The 19,405-nt window shown below is 63.0% G+C and carries 28 protein-coding genes and 1 pseudogene; 2 read left to right on the top strand and 27 right to left on the bottom strand.

Going from position 1 to position 19,405, the window contains the following annotated elements:
* Positions 1-5 precede the first annotated feature (5 nt).
* Together ZAL01S_RS04530 and ZAL01S_RS04535 are read left to right on the top strand one after the other, a co-directional pair.
* Positions 6-1,166 carry an acyl-CoA dehydrogenase family protein gene (locus ZAL01S_RS04530; protein WP_244875333.1) on the top strand — a complete coding sequence of 387 codons (1,161 nt, stop codon included), beginning with the start codon at positions 6-8 and terminating at the stop codon, positions 1,164-1,166.
* 717 nt (positions 1,167-1,883) lie between these two features.
* Positions 1,884-2,381 (top strand): endonuclease domain-containing protein, encoded by a 498-nt coding sequence (locus ZAL01S_RS04535; protein ID WP_159421582.1) that lies wholly within the window; start codon positions 1,884-1,886, stop codon positions 2,379-2,381.
* 135 nt (positions 2,382-2,516) lie between these two features.
* Here the strand turns inward: ZAL01S_RS04535 and ZAL01S_RS04540 are convergent, their stop codons facing one another.
* The 27 genes and pseudogenes from ZAL01S_RS04540 to rpsL form a co-directional block, all read right to left on the bottom strand.
* The gene (locus ZAL01S_RS04540; RefSeq protein ID WP_066080372.1) at positions 2,517-3,119 is read right to left on the bottom strand and encodes an adenylate kinase; all 603 of its coding nucleotides are present in this window, start codon (positions 3,117-3,119) and stop codon (positions 2,517-2,519) included.
* Positions 3,116-4,483, bottom strand: coding sequence for a preprotein translocase subunit SecY (secY, locus tag ZAL01S_RS04545; protein WP_066080375.1), 1,368 nt, complete (start codon positions 4,481-4,483; stop codon positions 3,116-3,118). Before secY ends, ZAL01S_RS04540 begins: the two co-directional genes overlap by 4 nt.
* Before the next feature lie 75 nt (positions 4,484-4,558).
* Positions 4,559-5,038: a 50S ribosomal protein L15 gene (rplO, locus tag ZAL01S_RS04550; RefSeq protein ID WP_066080378.1), complete on the bottom strand. Its 480-nt coding sequence runs from the start codon at positions 5,036-5,038 to the stop codon at positions 4,559-4,561.
* Positions 5,035-5,223, bottom strand: coding sequence for a 50S ribosomal protein L30 (gene rpmD, locus ZAL01S_RS04555; protein ID WP_066080381.1), 189 nt, complete (start codon positions 5,221-5,223; stop codon positions 5,035-5,037). Before rpmD ends, rplO begins: the two co-directional genes overlap by 4 nt.
* The gene (gene rpsE / locus ZAL01S_RS04560) at positions 5,223-5,939 is read right to left on the bottom strand and encodes a 30S ribosomal protein S5 (RefSeq protein ID WP_066080384.1); all 717 of its coding nucleotides are present in this window, start codon (positions 5,937-5,939) and stop codon (positions 5,223-5,225) included. The genes rpmD and rpsE overlap by 1 nt, the downstream gene beginning before the upstream one ends.
* Positions 5,936-6,307 carry a 50S ribosomal protein L18 gene (gene rplR / locus ZAL01S_RS04565; RefSeq protein ID WP_066080387.1) on the bottom strand — a complete coding sequence of 124 codons (372 nt, stop codon included), beginning with the start codon at positions 6,305-6,307 and terminating at the stop codon, positions 5,936-5,938. The genes rpsE and rplR overlap by 4 nt, the downstream gene beginning before the upstream one ends.
* A gap of 2 nt (positions 6,308-6,309) precedes the next feature.
* On the bottom strand, positions 6,310-6,846 hold the full coding sequence (gene rplF / locus ZAL01S_RS04570; RefSeq protein WP_066080390.1) for a 50S ribosomal protein L6: 537 nt from the start codon (positions 6,844-6,846) through the stop codon (positions 6,310-6,312).
* A gap of 6 nt (positions 6,847-6,852) precedes the next feature.
* Entirely contained in the window at positions 6,853-7,251 is a 399-nt protein-coding gene (gene rpsH / locus ZAL01S_RS04575; RefSeq protein WP_066080392.1) for a 30S ribosomal protein S8, read from the bottom strand.
* Between the two features lie 160 nt (positions 7,252-7,411).
* Positions 7,412-7,996 (bottom strand): 50S ribosomal protein L5, encoded by a 585-nt coding sequence (rplE, locus tag ZAL01S_RS04580; RefSeq protein ID WP_066080395.1) that lies wholly within the window; start codon positions 7,994-7,996, stop codon positions 7,412-7,414.
* An 87-nt stretch (positions 7,997-8,083) separates the two neighbouring features.
* Positions 8,084-8,431: pseudogene (gene rplX, locus ZAL01S_RS04585) on the bottom strand (50S ribosomal protein L24); the annotation flags it as partial.
* 3 nt (positions 8,432-8,434) lie between these two features.
* A complete protein-coding gene (rplN, locus tag ZAL01S_RS04590; protein WP_066080402.1) occupies positions 8,435-8,803 on the bottom strand; it encodes a 50S ribosomal protein L14 in 369 nt (122 codons plus the stop codon).
* Between the two features lie 41 nt (positions 8,804-8,844).
* Positions 8,845-9,153: a 30S ribosomal protein S17 gene (rpsQ, locus tag ZAL01S_RS04595; protein ID WP_066080403.1), complete on the bottom strand. Its 309-nt coding sequence runs from the start codon at positions 9,151-9,153 to the stop codon at positions 8,845-8,847.
* The gene (gene rpmC / locus ZAL01S_RS04600; RefSeq protein ID WP_066080406.1) at positions 9,153-9,437 is read right to left on the bottom strand and encodes a 50S ribosomal protein L29; all 285 of its coding nucleotides are present in this window, start codon (positions 9,435-9,437) and stop codon (positions 9,153-9,155) included. The genes rpsQ and rpmC overlap by 1 nt, the downstream gene beginning before the upstream one ends.
* A gap of 2 nt (positions 9,438-9,439) precedes the next feature.
* The gene (rplP, locus tag ZAL01S_RS04605; protein ID WP_066080411.1) at positions 9,440-9,856 is read right to left on the bottom strand and encodes a 50S ribosomal protein L16; all 417 of its coding nucleotides are present in this window, start codon (positions 9,854-9,856) and stop codon (positions 9,440-9,442) included.
* 2 nt (positions 9,857-9,858) lie between these two features.
* The gene (gene rpsC, locus ZAL01S_RS04610; protein ID WP_066080414.1) at positions 9,859-10,617 is read right to left on the bottom strand and encodes a 30S ribosomal protein S3; all 759 of its coding nucleotides are present in this window, start codon (positions 10,615-10,617) and stop codon (positions 9,859-9,861) included.
* Positions 10,617-10,994 (bottom strand): 50S ribosomal protein L22, encoded by a 378-nt coding sequence (rplV, locus tag ZAL01S_RS04615; RefSeq protein WP_066080418.1) that lies wholly within the window; start codon positions 10,992-10,994, stop codon positions 10,617-10,619. Before rplV ends, rpsC begins: the two co-directional genes overlap by 1 nt.
* 25 nt (positions 10,995-11,019) lie before the next feature.
* Entirely contained in the window at positions 11,020-11,301 is a 282-nt protein-coding gene (gene rpsS, locus ZAL01S_RS04620) for a 30S ribosomal protein S19 (protein ID WP_066080422.1), read from the bottom strand.
* Between the two features lie 12 nt (positions 11,302-11,313).
* A complete protein-coding gene (rplB, locus tag ZAL01S_RS04625; RefSeq protein WP_066080425.1) occupies positions 11,314-12,153 on the bottom strand; it encodes a 50S ribosomal protein L2 in 840 nt (279 codons plus the stop codon).
* Positions 12,154-12,176: 23 nt separating this feature from the next.
* Positions 12,177-12,476, bottom strand: coding sequence for a 50S ribosomal protein L23 (rplW, locus tag ZAL01S_RS04630; RefSeq protein ID WP_066080428.1), 300 nt, complete (start codon positions 12,474-12,476; stop codon positions 12,177-12,179).
* Positions 12,473-13,123 carry a 50S ribosomal protein L4 gene (gene rplD / locus ZAL01S_RS04635; RefSeq protein WP_066080431.1) on the bottom strand — a complete coding sequence of 217 codons (651 nt, stop codon included), beginning with the start codon at positions 13,121-13,123 and terminating at the stop codon, positions 12,473-12,475. The genes rplW and rplD overlap by 4 nt, the downstream gene beginning before the upstream one ends.
* Positions 13,124-13,127: 4 nt before the next feature.
* Complete coding sequence (gene rplC / locus ZAL01S_RS04640) at positions 13,128-13,781, bottom strand: 50S ribosomal protein L3 (protein WP_066080433.1); 654 nt, start codon at positions 13,779-13,781, stop codon at positions 13,128-13,130.
* Positions 13,782-13,789: 8 nt separating this feature from the next.
* Complete coding sequence (gene rpsJ, locus ZAL01S_RS04645) at positions 13,790-14,098, bottom strand: 30S ribosomal protein S10 (RefSeq protein WP_066080437.1); 309 nt, start codon at positions 14,096-14,098, stop codon at positions 13,790-13,792.
* Positions 14,099-14,577: 479 nt separating this feature from the next.
* Positions 14,578-14,772, bottom strand: a complete 195-nt coding sequence (locus tag ZAL01S_RS04650) for an antitoxin (RefSeq protein WP_066080440.1) — start codon at positions 14,770-14,772, stop codon at positions 14,578-14,580.
* Between the two features lie 239 nt (positions 14,773-15,011).
* Positions 15,012-16,205, bottom strand: a complete 1,194-nt coding sequence (gene tuf, locus ZAL01S_RS04655; RefSeq protein ID WP_066080442.1) for an elongation factor Tu — start codon at positions 16,203-16,205, stop codon at positions 15,012-15,014.
* 144 nt (positions 16,206-16,349) lie between these two features.
* On the bottom strand, positions 16,350-18,464 hold the full coding sequence (fusA, locus tag ZAL01S_RS04660; RefSeq protein ID WP_066080445.1) for an elongation factor G: 2,115 nt from the start codon (positions 18,462-18,464) through the stop codon (positions 16,350-16,352).
* 86 nt (positions 18,465-18,550) lie between these two features.
* A complete protein-coding gene (gene rpsG, locus ZAL01S_RS04665) occupies positions 18,551-19,021 on the bottom strand; it encodes a 30S ribosomal protein S7 (RefSeq protein ID WP_066080448.1) in 471 nt (156 codons plus the stop codon).
* Positions 19,021-19,395, bottom strand: a complete 375-nt coding sequence (gene rpsL / locus ZAL01S_RS04670; RefSeq protein WP_066080451.1) for a 30S ribosomal protein S12 — start codon at positions 19,393-19,395, stop codon at positions 19,021-19,023. Before rpsL ends, rpsG begins: the two co-directional genes overlap by 1 nt.
* Positions 19,396-19,405: the final 10 nt, after the last annotated feature.

Raw genomic sequence — 19,405 nt, forward strand, 5'->3', positions numbered from 1 at the left:
TCACCGTGACCGATCTCTCTGACCTCATCAACATCGACAGTCAGCTCACTGCCGAGGAGCTCGAGCTGCGCCAGACCGTGCGCGAGTTCGTCGACCGCCGCTTCCGTCCGAACATCGCCAAATGGTACGAGAAGGCCGTCTTCCCGACGGAGATCATCCCCGAAATGGCAGAGCTCGGCCTCCTCGGCATGCACATCAAGGGCAATGGCTGCGCGGGGCGTTCGGCGGTCGAGTACGGCATCGCCATGCAGGAGCTCGAGGCTGGCGACTCGGGTCTTCGCACCTTCATTTCGGTGCAGGGATCGCTCGCAATGAGCGCGATCAACAAGCACGGCTCGGACGAGCAGAAGGCGAAGTACCTCCCCGAGATGGCGGCCGGTCGCATGATCGGCTGCTTCGGTCTCACCGAACCGAACGCGGGCTCCGACCCCTCGGGCATGGAGACGGTCGCGACGCGCGAGGGCGACGAGTGGGTCCTCAACGGCAAGAAGCGCTGGATCGGCCTCGGCACGATCGCCGACCTCGCGATCATTTGGGCGCGAACGGATGAGGGTGTGCGCGGCTTCATCGTGCCCACGAAGTCGCAGGGGTTCTCGGCCGTTGCGCTCGAACCGAAGCTCTCGATGCGGGCCTCGATCCAGACGGAGATCACGCTCGACAATGTCCGCCTGTCCGAAGAGCAGCGCCTCCCCGGCGCGACCTCGCTGCGCGCCCCGTTCGAGTGCCTCAACGAAGCCCGCTACGGCATCGTGTGGGGTGCGATGGGTGCCGCACGCGACGCTTTCGAGGTTGCCGCTCGATACACCGGTGAGCGCAAGCAGTTCGACCGCCCGATCTCCTCGTTCCAGCTCACGCAGGAGAAGCTCGTGAACATGGCCCTCGAGATTCAGAAGGGCCAGCTGCTGGCCCTGCACCTCGGGCGGCTCAAGGATGCTGGCAAGCTCGAGCACCACATGATCTCGGTCGGCAAGCTCAACAACTGCCGCGAGGCGATCAAGATCTGCCGCGATGCCCGCGCCATGCTCGGCGGCAACGGCATCCTCCTCGAGTACTCGCCGCTGCGCCACGCGAACAACCTCGAGTCGGTGCGCACCTACGAGGGCACGGACGAGGTGCACACCCTCATCCTGGGTCAGAAGCTCACCGGTATTCCGGCCTTCCGCTAACGCGGATCAGCGGGCCCAGCCACCCCCATCCATTCCCCCACCCCTCGCTTTTCTCCGCCAAATGGTTGGTGCTGTCGCAAATTTGCGACAGCACCAACCATTTGGCGCAGTTTTTCGTCACACGGTCCTGCTCGGAGGGAGGCGAGGGGCGGGATGCGGGCTGTGCCACACGGGCACACAGATCTATCCACAGCCCCACTTCAGCGGGGGCGTTCACAGCTTTGTCCGACGCGTGCCGGACTGTACCGAGGACCGTTCTACGGTCGCCCCGTGTCTCGAGTCCCGCTCCCGTCTCCCCTGGCCTACCGCGCGTGGTCCGTCACCGAAGCGTACGATTTCGGACTCTCGCCATCCAGGCTCCGCGGCAAGTCCCTCGCCCGCCCGTTCCACGGTGTTCGCTCGCCCACAACGCCCCAAACACCACTTGAACTGGCCCACGCGTACTTCACACGACCCCGCCCAGGGCAATTCATCATCGGTTCCACCGCCGCACAACTGTGGGGCCTGCCCCTGCCTCGCCGCTTGCATGGGACCGACGGATCTGTCTCGATTGGAGTCCCGGACACCCGCAACAAACCACGTGGCCGCGGCGTCAACGCACGTCAGTTCCGCAGCGACCTCGTCAGCACTGCATCACGTGCTGGTGTCCCAGTTGCTTCGATATGTCTCACGCTGCTCTCCCTGAGCAACAGCGTCAGCTTGGAAGAACGAGTGGTCATGACCGATGCTGCGATCAGTGCAGCCGAAAACTACCCAAGCGACGCCTCTGTGAAACGGCCGTTGACCACGCTCGAAGCACTGACAGACTTCAGCGAACGCTGCGGCTCCGCCACAGGAGGACGTGCACTACGGGATGCTGTCTGCTTGGCACGACCAGGCGTCGAGTCACCAATGGAATCGGTTCTCCGGTTCAAGATTGTCGCTGCAGGTATCCTGGAGCCTGACATCGCGGTCACGGTGACATGTCCGAGTGGCCGCGAGGCTCGCCTCGACCTTGCTTACAGGGATGGGCGGGTTGCCCTCGAGTACGACGGCTATGAGTTTCACTCCAATAAGCAGCAGTGGCAAAGGGACATCCATCGGACAAGGGATCTCCAGCAGGCTGGATGGCACGTGATCCGCGTAACCGCTGGCGACATATATCCGAATGCTGACCGCTTCCTCGGATACCTCCGCCGCGTCCTCCGGTCCCGGTCCGACCTCGCTCTCCGCTAAACGTGCCCCAGGCCTTCCGTCTCAGCAAAAACTGCCCCAAATGGTTGGTGCGGTGCCAATTTTCGCACCGCACCAACCATTTGGGGCAGAAAACATGTGTGCACGGCACAGAGCGCGCGTGCTACAGCGTGACCGTTAGGACTGGATGCCCTTCGCGGCGAGGGCAGCGGCAATCGCCTCGCCAACCTCGTCGATCGAGCCCATACCGTCGACCTCAACCACGAGGCCACGCTCGCGGTACACGGCGAGCAGCGGCTCGGTCTCTTCGCGGTACACGTGCTGGCGGTGACGGATCGTCTCTTCGTTGTCGTCCACACGGCCCTGCTCCTCTGCGCGCTTGAGGAGGCGCTCAACGACGACGTCCTCATCCACGGTGAGCGAAATCACTGCGTCGAGGTCGACGCCCTGCGAGCCGAGGAGCGCCGTCAGCGCCTCAACCTGTGCGAGGGTGCGGGGGTAGCCGTCGAGAAGGAAGCCGCCCTGGGCGTCGTCCTCAGCGAGGCGGTCGCGAACGAGGTCGTTCGTGAGCGAGTCCGGCACGAGGTCGCCGCGCGAGGTGATCTCCTGTGCAAGCTTGCCGAGCTCGGTACCTTCCTTGATGTTCTTGCGGAAGATGTCGCCGGTCGAAATCGCGGGGATGCCGTAACGCTCGGCGATACCCGTCGCCTGCGTACCCTTGCCGGCACCTGGAGGTCCGACGATGAGGAGACGAACTGCGTTCTCGGGGGTGCGGGTCATCGGAGAAGTCCTTCGTAATTGCGCTGCTGGAGCTGTGCGTCGATCTGCTTCACCGTCTCAAGACCGACACCCACGATGATGAGCAGCGATGCGCCACCGAAGGGGAATCGACCGTTACCGCCGAGGAAGGCGAGTGCGATGAGCGGGATGAGTGCGAGCACGCCCAGGTAGATCGAGCCCGGGAAGGTAATGCGCGTGAGCACATAGTTGAGGTACTCGGCCGTCGGGCGGCCAGCGCGAATACCGGGGATGAAGCCACCGTGCTTCTTCATGTTCTCGGCGACCTCTTCAGGATTGAAGGCGATCGCGACATAGAAGTACGTGAACCCGATGATGAGCAGGAAGAACGCTGCCATGTAAATCGGGTGGTCACCCGTCGTGAAGTTGTTCTGAATCCAGGTCACCCATTCAGCGGGCTGTTGACCGGCTGCCGGCTGGTTGAACTGCGCAATGAGCGCCGGGAGGTACAGGATCGACGAGGCGAAGATGACCGGGATCACACCGGCCTGGTTCACCTTGATCGGGATGTAGGTGGTGTTGCCACCGTAGGTGCGGCGACCCACCATGCGTTTCGCGTACTGGACCGGGATGCGACGCTGCGACTGCTCAACGAACACGACCGCCATCATGATGAGCAGGCCGAGGATGACGACGCCGACGAGGGCGCCAACGCCAGCCGAACCCTGCGCGAGGCTCATGAACGCAGCCGGGAAACCAGCGGCGATCGAGGTGAAGATGAGCAGCGACATACCGTTACCAACACCGCGCTCGGTAATGAGCTCGCCGAGCCACATGATGATCGCGGTACCTGCCGTGAGCAGCGTGATGATGAGCAGCGTGCGGACGACGTTGAGCCAGATGTTCTCCGGCGTGCCCGCGGTCTCGGGAAGCATCGCGATGATGTCCGAGCAGGCGGCGGGGCCACCCTGACCAAAGAGGGCACCCGACTTTGCGACGGTGACGAGCGTGGTCGACTGCAGGATGGCGAGCGCGATCGTGATGTATCGCGTGTACTGCGTGAGCTTGGCCTGACCCGTCTGGCCTTCCTTGTGAAGTGCCTCGAAGTGCGGGATCACGACGCGCAGCAGCTGCGTGATGATCGACGCCGTAATGTACGGCATGATGCCGAGCGCGAAGATCGACATCTGAAGGAGTGCACCGCCCGAGAACAGGTTCACCATGTCGAACAGACCGGAGCTACCGGGCGCCTGCGATGCGGTGAGGCACTGCTGCACGTTCGTGTACTTGACGTACGGAGCGGGGATAAACGTGCCGAGACGGTAAATAGCGATCACGCCGAGCGTGAAGAGCACCTTCGTGCGAAGGTCCGGCGTCTTGAACACGCGCGCAATAGCACTGAACACGCTGGGTATCCTGCTTTCGTTTGGTCGCGGAACAGCGAACGGGGGCCGGCCACCGCCGACCCCCGTTCGGGTGTCTTACTTCGAGACGGTACCGCCGGCGGCAACGATCTTCTGCTCTGCCGAGCTCGAGACCTTGTCAACCGTGACGTTCAGCTTAACCGTAATCTCGCCGGTGCCGAGCACCTTCACAGGCTCGTTCTTGCGAACAGCGCCCTTGGCAACGAGTGCCTCGACGGTGACGTCGCCACCCTCTGGGAACAGCTCTGCGAGCGTGTAGAGGTTCACAACCTGGTACTCGACGCGGAACGGGTTCTTGAAACCACGGAGCTTCGGCGTACGCATGTGGAGCGGCATCTGGCCACCCTCGAAGCCAGCCTTGACCTGGTAACGGGCCTTCGTACCCTTGGTACCGCGGCCAGCCGTCTTACCCTTCGAGCCTTCACCGCGACCAACGCGGGTCTTTGCCTTCTTGGAACCGGCAGCCGGACGGAGGTGGTGGACCTTCAGGACGGCGTCCTGCTGAGCCTCCTGCGAGGTCTCCTGCTTCTCGGTCATTCGCTGACCTCCTCGACCTTGACGAGGTGAGCAACAGTCTTCACGTAACCGCGGTTCACCGGGGTGTCCTCCTTGACGACGGTGTCGCCAATGCGCTTGAGGCCCAGCGAACGCAGCGTGTCACGCTGGTTCTGCTTCTCACTGATAACGGACTTGATCTGGGTGACCTTGAGGTTCTTGGCCATTAGGCACCAGCCTTTGCAGCTTCTGCAGCCTCGATGCGAGCCTGCTCCTCGGCGCGCAGGATGCGAGCCGGGACAACAGCGTCGACGTCGAGACCACGGCGAGCAGCCACAGCGCGCGGCTCTTCGAGCTGCTTGAGCGCTTCAACCGTCGCGTGAACGATGTTGATGGTGTTCGACGAACCGAGCGACTTGCTCAGGACGTCGTGGATGCCAGCGCACTCGAGGACGGCACGAACCGGACCACCGGCGATAACACCGGTACCAGCAGCTGCCGGACGGAGGAGGACCACACCAGCGGCGGCCTCACCCTGCACCGGGTGCGGGATGGTCTTGAGGACGCGGGGAACGCGGAAGAAGTTCTTCTTCGCTTCCTCGACACCCTTCGAGATGGCGAGCGGAACTTCGCGGGCCTTGCCGTAGCCGACACCCACGAGGCCGTTGCCGTCACCGACGACGACGAGGGCAGTGAAGGCGAAACGACGTCCACCCTTCACAACCTTCGACACGCGGTTGATGGTGACGACGCGCTCAAGGAACTGGTTGTCCTGGTCGTTGTCGCGACCACGACCGCGGCCACGGCCACGCTCGTTGCGGTCACGGCCACCGCGGCGCTCGCCACGGCCGCCCTCACGGGTCGAGGACTCGCTCGAAGCTGCGGTCTCGACGGGCGTCTCGTTGACGCTCTCAGGCGCCTGGTTGTCGATGTTCTCGGTCACAGGGCCAGTCCTGCCTCTCGTGCTCCATCAGCGATGGCCGCGACGCGGCCGGCGTACTTGTTACCGCCACGGTCGAAGACAACCGACTCGATGCCGGCGGCCATGGCGCGCTCGGCAACGAGCTCGCCGACGCGCTTGGCCTTAGCCGACTTGTCGCCCTCGAAGGAGCGGAGCTCGGCTTCCATGGTCGAAGCCGACGCGAGGGTGTGACCCTTCGAGTCGTCGACGACCTGCACGAACACGTGACGTGCCGAGCGGGTGACAACGAGACGCGGACGCGACTCGGTGCCAGCGATCTTCTTGCGCAGACGGTCGTGGCGGCGGCCACGGGCAGCCTGCTTGCTCTTGCCTCGGGTTCCGAGTCCCATGGTTACTTACCAGCCTTTCCGGCCTTGCGGCGGATCTGCTCGCCTGCGTAGCGGACACCCTTGCCCTTGTACGGCTCGGGCTTGCGGAGCTTGCGGATGTTGGCTGCAACCTCGCCGACGGCCTGCTTGTCGATGCCAAGGACCGTGACCTTGTTGTTGCCCTCAACCTGGAAGGTGATGCCAGCCGGCGGCTCAACGGTAATCGAGTGCGAGTAGCCGAGGTTGAACTCAAGGTTCTGGCCCTTGGCCTGCACGCGGTAACCGGTGCCGACGACCTCGAGAGCCTTCGAGTAGCCCTGCGTCACGCCGATGATGTTGTTGTTGATGAGGGTGCGGGTGAGGCCGTGGAGCGAGCGCGACTCACGCTCGTCGTCCGGACGGGTCACGAGCACCTGACCGTCTTCGAGCTTGACCTCGATGGGCTTGGCAACGACGAGCTCCAGCTCGCCCTTGGGGCCCTTGACCGTCACGTTCTGGCCGTCGATCTTGATGTCAACGCCAGCGGGAACCTGAATAGGAAGTCGTCCAATTCGCGACATGTTCGGCTACCACACGTAGGCGAGGACTTCCCCACCCACGCCCTTCTGCTCGGCCTCGCGGTCGGTGAGAAGACCGGAGGAGGTGGACAGGATCGCGATGCCAAGACCGCCGAGAACGCTCGGCAGCTCGGTCGAGCGCGCGTAAACGCGAAGACCCGGCTTCGAAACGCGCTTGATGCCAACGATCGAACGCTCACGGTTTGCACCGAACTTGAGCTCGAGGGTGAGCGTCTGACCGACGCGTGCGTCCTCAACCTTCCAGTCTTCGATGTAACCCTCGCGCTTGAGGATGTCGGCGATATTCTTCTTGAGCTTCGAGCTCGGCATCGACACGGTGTCGTGGTGCGCCGAGTTCGCATTGCGCAGTCTGGTCAGCATGTCTGCGACCGGATCTGTCATCGTCATGATGTGGTGCCTTTCGCCTGGTTTCGCCGCCCGGTTCAGGGACGGCGACCTGTGGTGGTGAAGGTGCCGAAGGTTTTCGACACCGAAGTTCGAGCTTAGCCGCTCACAGCGTGCAGGGGAAGTGCGATATTCATCGCACTCCCCCGTCACATGCTGCGTGTTACGCGTTGAGGCCCGAGTGGAACGGGAAGCCGAGCTTCTTGAGAAGCGCGCGGCCTTCGTCGTCCGTCTTGGCCGTCGTCACGATGGTGATGTCCATACCACGGACGCGGTCAATCTTGTCCTGGTCGATCTCGTGGAACATAACCTGCTCGTTGAGACCGAAGGTGTAGTTGCCGTTGCCGTCGAACTGCTGGTCCGAGAGACCGCGGAAGTCGCGGATACGCGGAAGCGCGAGGGAGATAAGACGGTCGAGGAACTCCCACATGCGGTCGCCACGCATCGTGACGTGGCAGCCGATGGGCATGCCCTCACGGAGCTTGAACTGTGCGATCGACTTACGAGCCTTCGTGACCATCGGCTTCTGACCGGTGATCGCGGTGAGGTCTGCAATTGCACCCTCGATGACCTTGCCATCGCGGGCGGCCTCGCCGACACCCATGTTCACGACGACCTTGACGACGCCGGGAACCTGGTGGATGTTCTCCACCTTGAGTTCGTCCTTGAGGGCCGGGAGGATCTCGTTGCGGTACTTGACCTTGAGACGGGGCTGGATGTTGCCAGCCACCGGGGCGTTTTCAGCCATGGATTACTCCGCGTCCTTCTTCGTGGCCTCGGTCTTGGCCGATGCCTTCTTGGTGGTCTTAGCGGTGCTCTTCGACTCCGCGCGACGCGAGGGCTTGAAGTAGCGCTCGCGCACGACCTTGGTGACGCCGTCCTTGGTGACCGTCGTCTCCTTGAAGCCGACGCGAGCCGGCTTCTTCGTGGCGGGGTCGACGAGTGCGACGTTCGAGACGTGGATCGGCGACTCGATGTGCTCGATGCCACCGGTCTTCGAACCGCGCTGCGTCTGGCCGACGCGCGTGTGACGCGTCGTGAGGTTGAGGCCCTCGACGATGACACGCTGTTCGTCAACAAGCACCTCAAGCACGATGCCCTGGGCGCCGCGGAACTGCTTGTCGTTCTTCATCTTGGGGCCCGAGATGATCTCGACGAGATCGCCCTTACGGATCTTGGCCATGGACTAGATCACCTCCGGGGCGAGCGACACGATCTTCATGAACTTCTTGTCGCGCAGCTCACGGCCAACCGGGCCGAAGATACGCGTACCGCGCGGTTCACCGTCGTTCTTGAGAATCACAGCTGCGTTCTCGTCGAACTTGATGTACGAACCGTCGACGCGACGGGTCGGCTTCACCGTGCGAACAATGACTGCCTTAACGACGTCACCCTTCTTCACGTTGCCGCCGGGGATGGCGTCCTTGACGGTTGCGACGATGACGTCCCCGAGGCCGGCGTAGCGACGACCCGAGCCTCCAAGCACGCGGATGGTGAGGAGCTCCTTGGCGCCGGTGTTGTCGGCGACACGGAGTCGGGATTCCTGCTGAATCATATGGGTCTCCTAGGCTGAAATCTCAGCGAGTAGGCCGGGGCCTACTTCGCCTTCTCGAGGATTTCGACGAGGCGCCAGCGCTTGGTTGCGCTGAGCGGACGCGTTTCGGCGATGAGCACGAGGTCGCCGATACCGGCGGTGTTCTCTTCGTCGTGCGCCTTGATCTTCGTGGAACGACGGAGCACCTTGCCGTAGAGGGGGTGCTTCACGCGGTCTTCGACGAGGACGACGATGGTCTTGTCCATCTTGTCGCTCGTGACGTAACCGCGACGCGTCTTGCGGTAATTACGCTTGGCCTCGTCCGAGGCGGCCGTCGTCTCGACGGCGTCCTGCTGCGTGGTCTCAGCCATTACTTGGTCTCCTCGTTCTTCGCGGCCTTCGACGCCTTGGCCGGCTTCTCAGCTGCCTGCGGCGTTGCGCGAATGCCGAGCTCGCGCTCACGGATGACCGTGTAGATGCGAGCGATGTCGCGCTTGACGGCGCGGATACGACCGCGCTCCTCGCCCTGGCCGGTTGCGGCCTGGAAACGGAGGTTGAACAGCTCTTGCTTGGCCTTCTTCAGCTCGTCGATGAGACGGCCGTCTTCGAAGGTGTCGAGCTCGACGATGGCGAGCTCCTTGGATCCGATCGCCATGTTTATTCGCCTTCCTCGCGCGTAACGATGCGTGCCTTGAGCGGCAGCTTGTGAATGGCACGAGTGAGCGCCTCACGGGCGAGCTCCTCGCTGACGCCGGCCACCTCAAAGATGACGCGACCCGGCTTGACGTTTGCAACCCACCACTCGGGCGAACCCTTACCGGAACCCATTCGGGTTTCGGCCGGCTTCTTGGTGAGCGGACGGTCCGGGTAGATGTTGATCCAGACCTTACCGCCACGCTTGATGTGACGGGTCATGGCGATACGAGCGGCCTCAATCTGGCGGTTCGTGACATATGCCGGCGAAAGCGCCTGGATACCGAACTCACCGAAGGTGACCTTCGTGCCGCCCTTGGCCTGACCGGTACGAACCGGACGGTGCTGCTTGCGGTGCTTGACTCGACGGGGAATCAACATGGTTATGCCTCAACTCCTGCTGCGGCCGGCTGCTTGTCGGCGTCGCGACGCGGACGGCGGTTACGGTCACCACGGTCGCCACGCGACGACTTCTGGTTGGCCTGTTCGCGAGCGAGCTCCTTGTTCGTGAGGTCACCCTTGTAGATCCACACCTTGACACCGATGCGACCGTAGGTGGTCTTGGCCTCGTAGAAGCCGTAGTCGATGTTGGCGCGGAGGGTGTGCAGGGGCACGCGGCCCTCGCGGTAGAACTCCGAGCGGCTCATTTCAGCGCCACCGAGGCGGCCCGAAACCTGAATACGGATGCCCTTGGCGCCGGCGCGCTGTGCGCCCTGGAGGCCCTTGCGCATCGCGCGGCGGAATGCCACACGAGCCGAGAGCTGCTCTGCGATTCCCTGGGCGACAAGCTGAGCCTCAGCCTCGGGGTTCTTGACCTCGAGGATGTTGAGCTGAATCTGCTTGCCGGTGAGCTTCTCAAGGTCGCCACGGATGCGCTCTGCCTCGGCGCCGCGGCGGCCGATGACGATGCCCGGGCGGGCGGTCTTGATGTCGACGCGAACGCGGTCACGCGTGCGCTCGATTTCGATGCGGGCAACGCCGGCACGGTCGAGCTGCGTCTGAAGCATCTCACGGATGCGGATGTCTTCGTTCACGTAGTCGGCGTAGCGCTGACCGGGCTTCGTCGAGTCGGCGTACCAACGCGACACGTGGTCGGTGGTGATGCCGAGACGGAAGCCGTACGGATTGATCTTCTGTCCCATTACTTGGCCTCCGCCTTCTCGTCGGTCTCCGGCGTGGCGAGCACGACCGTGATGTGGCTGGTGCGCTTGTTGATGCGGAACGCGCGGCCCTGGGCACGCGGCTGGAACCGCTTCATCGTGGCACCCTCGTCAACGAATGCCGTCTTGACGTAGAGGTCACGCTCATCGAGGAACTCGTTGTCGCGGTCTGCGATAACTCGTGCGTTGGCGATACCCGAGGCGACGACCTTGTAGATCGGCTCCGAAGCTGCCTGCGGGGCAAACTTCAGGATTGCAAGCGCCTCGAGGGCCTGCTTGCCGCGGATGAGGTCAACGACACGACGAGCCTTCTGAGGGGTGACGCGGATGTGTCGCACGCGGGCGATCGACTCCACCATGATTCTCCTCCTTCACGCCCCCGCGTTAGCGGCGGCGACCCTTCTTGTCGTCCTTCTCGTGACCACGGAAGGTGCGCGTCGGCGCGAATTCGCCGAGCTTGTGTCCCACCATCGTCTCGGTGACGAAGACGGGGATGTGCTTGCGGCCGTCGTGCACGGCGATCGTGTGACCGAGCATGTCGGGGACGATCATCGAGCGGCGGGACCACGTCTTGATGACGTTCTTGCTGCCGGCTTCGTTCTGCTTGAGCACCTTCTGCAGGAGGTGCTCGTCAACGAAGGGGCCCTTCTTAAGACTGCGAGGCATCTTCTGGCTCTCCTACTTGCGCTTCTTGCCGGTCGGACGGCGACGGACGATGAGCTTGTCGCTCTCCTTGTTGGGGCGACGCGTGCGACCCTCGGGCTGACCCCACGGCGAAACGGGGTGACGGCCACCAGAGGTGCGGCCTTCACCACCACCGTGCGGGTGGTCGACCGGGTTCATGACGACACCGCGGACAGTCGGGCGAACACCGAGCCAGCGCTTGCGGCCGGCCTTACCGAGGTTGATGTTCGACTGCTCAGCGTTGCCGACCTCACCGATCGTGGCGCGGCAGCGTGCGTCGACGTTGCGAACTTCACCCGACGGCAGGCGGAGCTGCGCGTAGGGGCCGTCCTTTGCGACGAGGCGGATGGCTGCACCGGCCGAACGCCCCATCTTCGCGCCGCCACCGGGGCGGAGCTCGACGGCGTGGATCACGGTACCCGTCGGGATGTTGCGAAGCGGGAGGTTGTTGCCCGGCTTGATGTCAGCGTTCGGACCCGACTCGACGATGTCGCCCTGCTTGAGCTTGTTCGGAGCGAGGATGTAGCGCTTGGTGCCGTCCACGAAGTGGAGAAGGGCAATGTTGGCGGTACGGTTCGGGTCGTACTCGATGTGAGCAACCTTGGCGTTCACGCCGTCCTTGTCATTGCGACGGAAGTCGATGACGCGGTACTGGCGCTTGTGTCCACCACCGATGTGACGGGTCGTGATGCGGCCCTGGTTGTTGCGACCGCCGGTCTTGGCGAGCGGGCGCAGGAGCGACTTCTCCGGGGTCGAGCGCGTGATCTCGGTGAACTCCGAGACCGATGCGCCGCGACGACCGGGGGTCGTGGGCTTGTAGTTACGAATAGCCATGTGTCTTCGTCCTTCGCTTCCGACTAGCCGACGTTCTCGAAGATGTCGATCGAGCCCGACTTGAGCGTGACGATGGCGCGCTTGGTGTTCTTGCGCTTACCGATGCCGAAGCGGGTACGGCGGGTCTTGCCCTGGCGGTTGAGGGTGTTGATGGTTGCGACCTCGACGCCGAAGATGTGCTCGATAGCGAGCTTGATCTCGGTCTTGTTCGAACGGGGGTCCACCTCGAAGGTGTACTTGCCCTGGTCGATGAGGCCGTAGCTCTTCTCGGAGATGACCGGAGCGATGATCACATCGCGCGGGTCCTTGTTGTAGCCGCTCACGCGCGGTCCTCCTTGTTGGTCTTGCTCGCGACGAACTGGTCGTACGCGGCCTTCGTGAAGAGGACGTCATCTGCAACGAGGACGTCGTAGGCGTTGAGCTGGTCGGCGAAGAGGCCGTGGAGGTCGGCAATGTTACGGACCGACTTCACTGCGATCTCTTCCTCGCGAGCGAGGACGAGGAGCACCTTGCGGCGGTCGGTGACCTTCGCAATGGCGGCAACGGCTGCCTTCGTCGAGGGCGTCTCACCGGCGACGAGCTGGTCGACGACGTGGAGGCGACCCTGGCGGGCGCGATCGCTGAGGGCACCGAGGAGTGCAGCAGCAATCATCTTCTTGGGGGTGCGCTGCGCGTAGCTGCGCGGCACCGGGCCGTGGACGGTGCCACCGCCGCGGTGCTGCGGCATGCGGACCGAACCCTGACGGGCGTTACCCGTGCCCTTCTGCTTGAAGGGCTTGCGGCCGGAACCGGAAACTTCACCGCGGTTCTTCGCCTTGTGCGTGCCCTGACGTGCAGCGGCGCGCTGTGCGACGACAACCTGGTGGATGAGAGGGATGTTGGTTTCGACGTCGAAGAGTTCGGCGGGGAGCTCGACCGAACCGGTCTTCTTGCCCGCGGCGTCGGTGACGTTGATCGTGGTGGCAGTCATTCGGCTATGCACCCTTCACTGCGTTGCGGACGAAAACGAGGCGGCCCTTTGCGCCCGGGACAGCGCCCTTGACGAGGAGCAGACCCTTCTCAGCGTCCACAGCGTGGATCGTGAGGTTCTGGACGGTGACGCGGTCGCCACCCATGCGGCCAGCCATGCGCGTGCCCTTGAAGACACGGCTCGGCGTGGCCGAAGCACCGATCGAACCGGGCTTGCGGTGGTTCTTGTGCTGACCGTGCGAAGCGGAAACACCAGCGAAGTTGTGGCGCTTCATCGTGCCGGCGAAGCCCTTACCCTTGCTGGTGCCGACGACGTCGACCTTCACGCCAGCTTCAAAGATCTCAGCCGTGAACTCCTGGCCGACCTCGTACGAGTCAGCGTCAGCGGTGCGGATCTCGGTCAGGTGGCGACGCGGGGTCACATCGATCTTCTTGAAGAAGCCAGCCTTGGGCTGGTTCACCTTGCGGGGGTCGATAGCACCAGCGGCGATCTGAATCGCGCTGTAGCCGTTCTTCTCTGCGGTCAGGATCTGCGTCACGACGTTGGGCGTGACCTGAATGACCGTGACGGGGACGAGACGCTTGTTCTCATCCCAGACCTGGGTCATGCCGAGCTTCGTGCCCAGCACACCCTTAAACGTCTTGGTAGCGGTTGCCATGAGTTCCTCTAGAGCTTGATCTCGATGTTGACGTCGGCCGGAAGGTCGAGGCGCATAAGAGAGTCGACAGCCTTCGGCGTCGGGTCGACGATGTCGATGAGACGCTTGTGCGTGCGCATCTCGAAGTGCTCGCGGCTGTCCTTGTACTTGTGGGGCGAACGGATAACGACGACCACGTTCTTCTCCGTCGGGAGCGGCACGGGGCCGATCACCGTGGCGCCTGCACGAGTAACCGTGTCGACGATCTTCCGGGCCGAGCTGTCGATGACCTCGTGGTCATACGACTTCAGCCGAATGCGGATCTTCTGTCCCGCCATGCTTGTCTCTCTTTCCTGTGACGATCGCTGCCACTGACCTGCCGCCCTGGGCGGCGCATGCAAAACCTGGGTAGCCCCGGGGTCGCTTGGTGATTCGCACCACTGTTCTTCTGTCAAGGTCCACCGCTGAGCGCACCGAAATGCATTCAGACCGATGTACGGGACTCCTGCAGCGGGTGCTGCGGGGATGACATGGTCATCCCGGACTCCCGGAGCGTTGCTCTGCTGCCGGCGGCGGCACCTGCTCCGCTCGGCAGGCGGTGACGCACATTCACGGCAGTGATTCGGCCTACGTCTCCACGCAGGGCTCGAAGTACTGAACTCGTTGAGTCTAGGCCCGTTTCAGGGTTTCGTGCAACCCGGGCGTGTCGCGCATCCACTCTCTCCCATCCCCTCCCCCAGCTTCACAGTGCTCTCGCGCTGACACGCAATGAACCCCTCACCCAGTGGCGAGGGGTTCGAAAGCGTTCGGGTGCGCGCTACTGCTGCTGACCAGGCTGGCCCTGCTGACCGATCTTGTCGTCGAGGAACTGCTGAGCCTGCTGGATCTGCTCGCCGTGCTGGCCGCCCGTGCGCTCATTCGCGAAGTCGGCAGCACCCTGGAGCGCCTGGTCCGATGCCTGCTCCCCCTGCTCCGAGCCGAGGAATTCGTTTGCCTTGTCCATGAGACCCATGAGGGCTCCTTTCCGTTGATGATCACCGCGCGATCAGCGCGATGCAGTCAGTTTCGCGTGAACGTCTGGGCACGTCATCATCGTGACCTTCACAGATGAGGTGAATCCGCTGTGAAATCGTGCAACACCCTGGCACGCCGTTGCATCTCTCAAGCTCTGCTGTGTTTACAACGCAACAAGGGCCGGACCCGCAGGTCCGACCCTTGTTGATGCTCAGCGTTTGAGCGAGTTCGCGTGAACTACTTGATGATCTTCGTCACCGTGCCGGCGCCGACCGTACGGCCACCCTCACGGATTGCGAAGCCGAGGCCCTCTTCCATAGCGATCGGCTGGATGAGCTCGACCGACATGTCGGTGGTGTCACCAGGCATGACCATCTCGGTGCCCTCGGGGAGGGTGATGACACCGGTCACGTCCGTGGTGCGGAAGTAGAACTGCGGGCGGTAGTTCGTGTAGAACGGGTTGTGACGGCCACCTTCGTCCTTCGAGAGGATGTAGGCGGTGCCTTCAAAGTTGGTGTGCGGGGTAACCGAACCAACAGCGGCAACAACCTGACCGCGCTCGACCTCTTCGCGCTTGAGACCGCGGAGGAGAAGACCACAGTTCTCGCCGGCCCATGCCTCGTCGAGCTGCTTGTGGAACATCTCGATACCGGTGACGGTGGTCTTCTGCGTCGGGCGGATACCGACGATCTCGACGTCCGAGTTGATAGCGAGGGTACCGCGCTCTGCACGGCCGGTGACGACCGTACCGCGACCGGTGATCGTGAAGACGTCCTCAATCGGCATGAGGAACGGCTTGTCCTTGTCGCGGACCGGGTCCGGGATGTTCTCGTCGACAGCTTCCATGAGGTCGAGGACCGACTGGACCCACTTCTCGTCACCCTCAATAGCCTTGAGAGCCGAGACGCGCATCACAGGAGCGTCGTCGCCGGGGAAGTCCTGCGACGAGAGGAGCTCGCGCACCTCGAGCTCAACGAGCTCAAGGATTTCCTCGTCGTCAACCATGTCCGACTTGTTGAGTGCGACACAGAGGTAAGGAACGCCAACCTGCTTTGCGAGGAGGACGTGCTCACGCGTCTGAGCCATCGGGCCGTCGGTGGCGGCGACCACGAGGATCGCGCCGTCCATCTGGGCCGCACCGGTGATCATGTTCTTGATGTAGTCAGCGTGACCAGGGGCGTCGACGTGCGCGTAGTGGCGCTTCGGCGTCTCGTACTCAACGTGCGAGATGTTGATGGTAATACCGCGCTGACGCTCCTCGGGAGCCGAGTCAATCGTCGCGAAGTCGCGCTGCACGTTCGTATCCGACGGGTACTTGTCAGCAAGCACCTTCGAGATGGCGGCGGTGAGCGTGGTCTTGCCGTGGTCGACGTGACCGATCGTTCCGATGTTGACGTGCGGCTTGGTCCGCTCGAACTTGGCCTTAGCCACTGTGGTCCTCCTCAGGACGTTCTTGGGGTCCGGCCGCACAGGCTGCGCGGACGGGGGTCAGGTGGAAAATGTGCAGTTATCGATAGTACCTGCTTGCTTGGGCGGACACGCAAGCCCGCCCAAGCAGACCAGCAGACAGAGGGCTTAGGCGCCCTTTGCCTTCTGGATGATCTCTTCGGCGACGTTACGGGGAACCTCGGCGTACGAGTCGAAGGTCATGGAGTAGACCGCACGACCCGACGTCTTGCTACGGAGGTCACCGATGTAACCGAACATCTCGGAGAGCGGGACGAGTGCGCGGACGACCTTGACACCCGATGCGTCTTCCATCGACTGGATCTGACCGCGGCGGGAGTTGAGGTCACCGATGACATCGCCCATGTACTCCTCAGGAGTACGAACCTCGACAGCCATCTGCGGCTCGAGGAGCACGGCGCCGGCGCGAGGTGCGGCCTCCTTGAAGGCCATCGAACCGGCAATCTTGAAGGCCATTTCCGACGAGTCAACGTCGTGGTACTGGCCGTCGAGAAGCGTGGCCTTGACACCGACCATCGGGAAGCCAGCGAGAACACCAACCTGCATGGCGTCCTGGATACCGGCGTCAACCGAAGGGATGTACTCGCGCGGAACGCGACCACCGGTCACGGCGTTCTCGAACTCGTAGATCTTGTCGCCCTCGACCTCCATGGGCTCGAGCTTGATCTGAACCTTTGCGAACTGACCCGAACCACCGGTCTGCTTCTTGTGCGTGTAGTCGTACTTCTCGACCGTCTTGCGGATGGTCTCGCGGTACGCAACCTGCGGAGCACCGATGTTCGCCTCAACCTTGAACTCGCGCTTCATGCGGTCGACAAGGATGTCGAGGTGGAGCTCACCCATACCCGAGATGGTCGTCTGACCGGTCTCCTGGTTGAGTTCGACGCGGAACGTCGGGTCTTCTTCAGCGAGCTTCTGGATGGCGACGCCGAGCTTCTCCTGGTCAGCCTTCGTGTTCGGCTCGATAGCAACCGAGATCACGGGCTCCGGGAAGGTCATCGACTCGAGGACGATCGGCTCGTTGATGTCGCACAGCGTGTCACCCGTGGTCGTGTCCTTGAGACCGATGGCCGCGTAGATGTGACCAGCGGCAACCGAGTCGACCGGGTTCTCCTTGTTGGCGTGCATCTGGAAGAGCTTGCCGATGCGCTCCTTCTTGCCCTTGGTCGAGTTGAGCACCTGGGTGCCGGTCTCGACGTGACCCGAGTACACGCGGACGTAGGTGAGGCGACCGAAGAACGGGTGCGCAACAACCTTGAACGCGAGAGCGGCAAACGGAGCGTCGAACGAGGTCGGACGCTCGATGACCGTCTCTTCATCGCCGAGCGGGTGACCCTGAACGTTCGGGACGTCAGCCGGCGAGGGGAGGAAGTCGATGACAGCGTCGAGCATCGGCTGGATGCCGCGGTTCTTGAAGGCCGAACCACACATCACCGGGAAGGCTTCGCCGTCGATGACGAGCTTGCGGATAGCGCCCTTGATCTCAGCGATCGTGAGCTCTTCACCACCGAGGTACTTGTCGAGGAGCTCCTCATCGGTCTCAGCAACCTGCTCCATGAGCTTTGCGCGGTATTCCTGGGCCTTCTCAACGAGGTCAGCCGGAATCTCTTCGATCGCGGGCTGTGCACCGATCGGCACAACGCCCTTGTCGTCGCCACGCCACGTGATGGCCTGCATCTCGATGAGGTCAACAACACCGATGAAGTCGTTCTCAGCACCGATGGGGAGCTGGATCACGAGCGGCGTTGCGCCGAGGCGGTTGATGATCGTGTCAACGGTGAAGTAGAAGTCCGCACCGAGCTTGTCCATCTTGTTGACGAAGCAGATACGGGGGACGTTGTACTTGTCAGCCTGACGCCACACGGTCTCCGACTGCGGCTCGACACCTTCCTTGCCGTCGAAGACAGCAACGGCACCGTCGAGAACGCGCAGCGATCGCTCCACCTCGACGGTGAAGTCGACGTGACCCGGCGTGTCGATGATGTTGATCTGGTTCTTGTTCCAGAAGCACGTCGTCGCAGCCGAGGTAATCGTGATGCCGCGTTCCTGTTCCTGGGCCATCCAGTCCATCGTCGCCGACCCGTCGTGGGTCTCGCCGATCTTGTGGTTGACGCCCGTGTAGAACAGGATGCGCTCGGTGGTGGTGGTCTTGCCGGCGTCAATGTGAGCCATGATGCCGATGTTGCGGACCTTCTTCAGGTCAGTAAGCACGTCCTGTGCCACGGAGTTCCTCCGGTGATCGTGGATGGATGGAGCGAAAGGAGCTTAGTCGACGAAACGAACGAGTCGCTTCGCGCACCTGCAGGAAATTACCAGCGGTAGTGTGCGAACGCCTTGTTCGACTCAGCCATCTTGTGCGTGTCTTCGCGGCGCTTGACCGCTGCACCGAGGCCGTTCGAGGCGTCGAGGATCTCGTTCTGAAGACGCTCGGTCATCGACTTCTCGCGGCGAGCCTTTGCGTAGTCGGTGAGCCAGCGGAGGGCGAGTGTGTTGGCGCGGTGCGGCTTGACCTCAACCGGAACCTGGTAGGTCGAACCACCAACGCGGCGCGAACGCACCTCGAGCGTCGGGCGAACGTTGTCGAGTGCCTTCTTGAGCACAACGACGGCATCCTGGCCGGTCTTAGCGGCAACACCCTCAAGCGCGTCGTAGACGATGCGCTCGGCAAGACCCTTCTTGCCGTCCATGAGGATCTTGTTGACGAGCTGGCTCACAATAGGCGCGCCGTACACCGGGTCGGCGACAACGGGGCGCTTCGGGGCGGGACCCTTACGAGGCATTACTTCTTCTCCATCTTTGCGCCGTAACGGCTGCGAGCCTGCTTACGGTTCTTCACGGCCTGCGTGTCGAGCGCGCCGCGGACGATCCTGTAACGGACACCGGGGAGGTCCTTCACACGGCCGCCACGAACGAGCACCATCGAGTGCTCCTGGAGGTTGTGACCCTCACCGGGGATGTAGGCGGTGACCTCGGTACCGTTCGACAGCTTCACACGTGCGACCTTGCGCAGAGCCGAGTTCGGCTTCTTCGGGGTCGTGGTGTAGACGCGCGTGCAGACGCCGCGCTGCTGCGGGTTGGCCTTGAGGGCCGGCGTCTTCGACGTCGTCGCCTTGGGGCTGCGGCCCTTACGGACCAGCTGCTGAATAGTTGGCACTGTTGAGTCT

The organism is [Zimmermannella] alba NBRC 15616, assembly GCF_001570905.1.
Classification (GTDB): domain Bacteria; phylum Actinomycetota; class Actinomycetes; order Actinomycetales; family Microbacteriaceae; genus Pseudoclavibacter; species Pseudoclavibacter albus.

What these genes read in the sequence shown, in the direction of transcription:
- ZAL01S_RS04535 (WP_159421582.1), top strand. Translation starts at nt 1,884, where the DNA reads ATGACCGATGCTGCGATCAGTGCAGCCGAAAACTACCCAAGCGACGCC.
- ZAL01S_RS04540 (WP_066080372.1), bottom strand. Translation starts at nt 3,119, where the DNA reads ATGACCCGCACCCCCGAGAACGCAGTTCGTCTCCTCATCGTCGGACCT.
- rplO (WP_066080378.1), bottom strand. Translation starts at nt 5,038, where the DNA reads ATGACCGAGAAGCAGGAGACCTCGCAGGAGGCTCAGCAGGACGCCGTC.
- rpmD (WP_066080381.1), bottom strand. Translation starts at nt 5,223, where the DNA reads ATGGCCAAGAACCTCAAGGTCACCCAGATCAAGTCCGTTATCAGTGAG.
- rplR (WP_066080387.1), bottom strand. Translation starts at nt 6,307, where the DNA reads ATGGGACTCGGAACCCGAGGCAAGAGCAAGCAGGCTGCCCGTGGCCGC.
- rplF (WP_066080390.1), bottom strand. Translation starts at nt 6,846, where the DNA reads ATGTCGCGAATTGGACGACTTCCTATTCAGGTTCCCGCTGGCGTTGAC.
- rpsH (WP_066080392.1), bottom strand. Translation starts at nt 7,251, where the DNA reads ATGACGATGACAGATCCGGTCGCAGACATGCTGACCAGACTGCGCAAT.
- rplE (WP_066080395.1), bottom strand. Translation starts at nt 7,996, where the DNA reads ATGGCTGAAAACGCCCCGGTGGCTGGCAACATCCAGCCCCGTCTCAAG.
- rplN (WP_066080402.1), bottom strand. Translation starts at nt 8,803, where the DNA reads ATGATTCAGCAGGAATCCCGACTCCGTGTCGCCGACAACACCGGCGCC.
- rpsQ (WP_066080403.1), bottom strand. Translation starts at nt 9,153, where the DNA reads ATGGCTGAGACCACGCAGCAGGACGCCGTCGAGACGACGGCCGCCTCG.
- rpmC (WP_066080406.1), bottom strand. Translation starts at nt 9,437, where the DNA reads ATGGCGATCGGATCCAAGGAGCTCGCCATCGTCGAGCTCGACACCTTC.
- rplP (WP_066080411.1), bottom strand. Translation starts at nt 9,856, where the DNA reads ATGTTGATTCCCCGTCGAGTCAAGCACCGCAAGCAGCACCGTCCGGTT.
- rpsC (WP_066080414.1), bottom strand. Translation starts at nt 10,617, where the DNA reads ATGGGACAGAAGATCAATCCGTACGGCTTCCGTCTCGGCATCACCACC.
- rplV (WP_066080418.1), bottom strand. Translation starts at nt 10,994, where the DNA reads ATGGTGGAGTCGATCGCCCGCGTGCGACACATCCGCGTCACCCCTCAG.
- rpsS (WP_066080422.1), bottom strand. Translation starts at nt 11,301, where the DNA reads ATGCCTCGCAGTCTTAAGAAGGGCCCCTTCGTTGACGAGCACCTCCTG.
- rplB (WP_066080425.1), bottom strand. Translation starts at nt 12,153, where the DNA reads ATGGCTATTCGTAACTACAAGCCCACGACCCCCGGTCGTCGCGGCGCA.
- rplD (WP_066080431.1), bottom strand. Translation starts at nt 13,123, where the DNA reads ATGACTGCCACCACGATCAACGTCACCGACGCCGCGGGCAAGAAGACC.
- rplC (WP_066080433.1), bottom strand. Translation starts at nt 13,781, where the DNA reads ATGGCAACCGCTACCAAGACGTTTAAGGGTGTGCTGGGCACGAAGCTC.
- rpsJ (WP_066080437.1), bottom strand. Translation starts at nt 14,098, where the DNA reads ATGGCGGGACAGAAGATCCGCATTCGGCTGAAGTCGTATGACCACGAG.
- ZAL01S_RS04650 (WP_066080440.1), bottom strand. Translation starts at nt 14,772, where the DNA reads ATGGGTCTCATGGACAAGGCAAACGAATTCCTCGGCTCGGAGCAGGGG.
- rpsG (WP_066080448.1), bottom strand. Translation starts at nt 19,021, where the DNA reads ATGCCTCGTAAGGGTCCCGCCCCGAAGCGCCCCGTTGTCGCCGACCCG.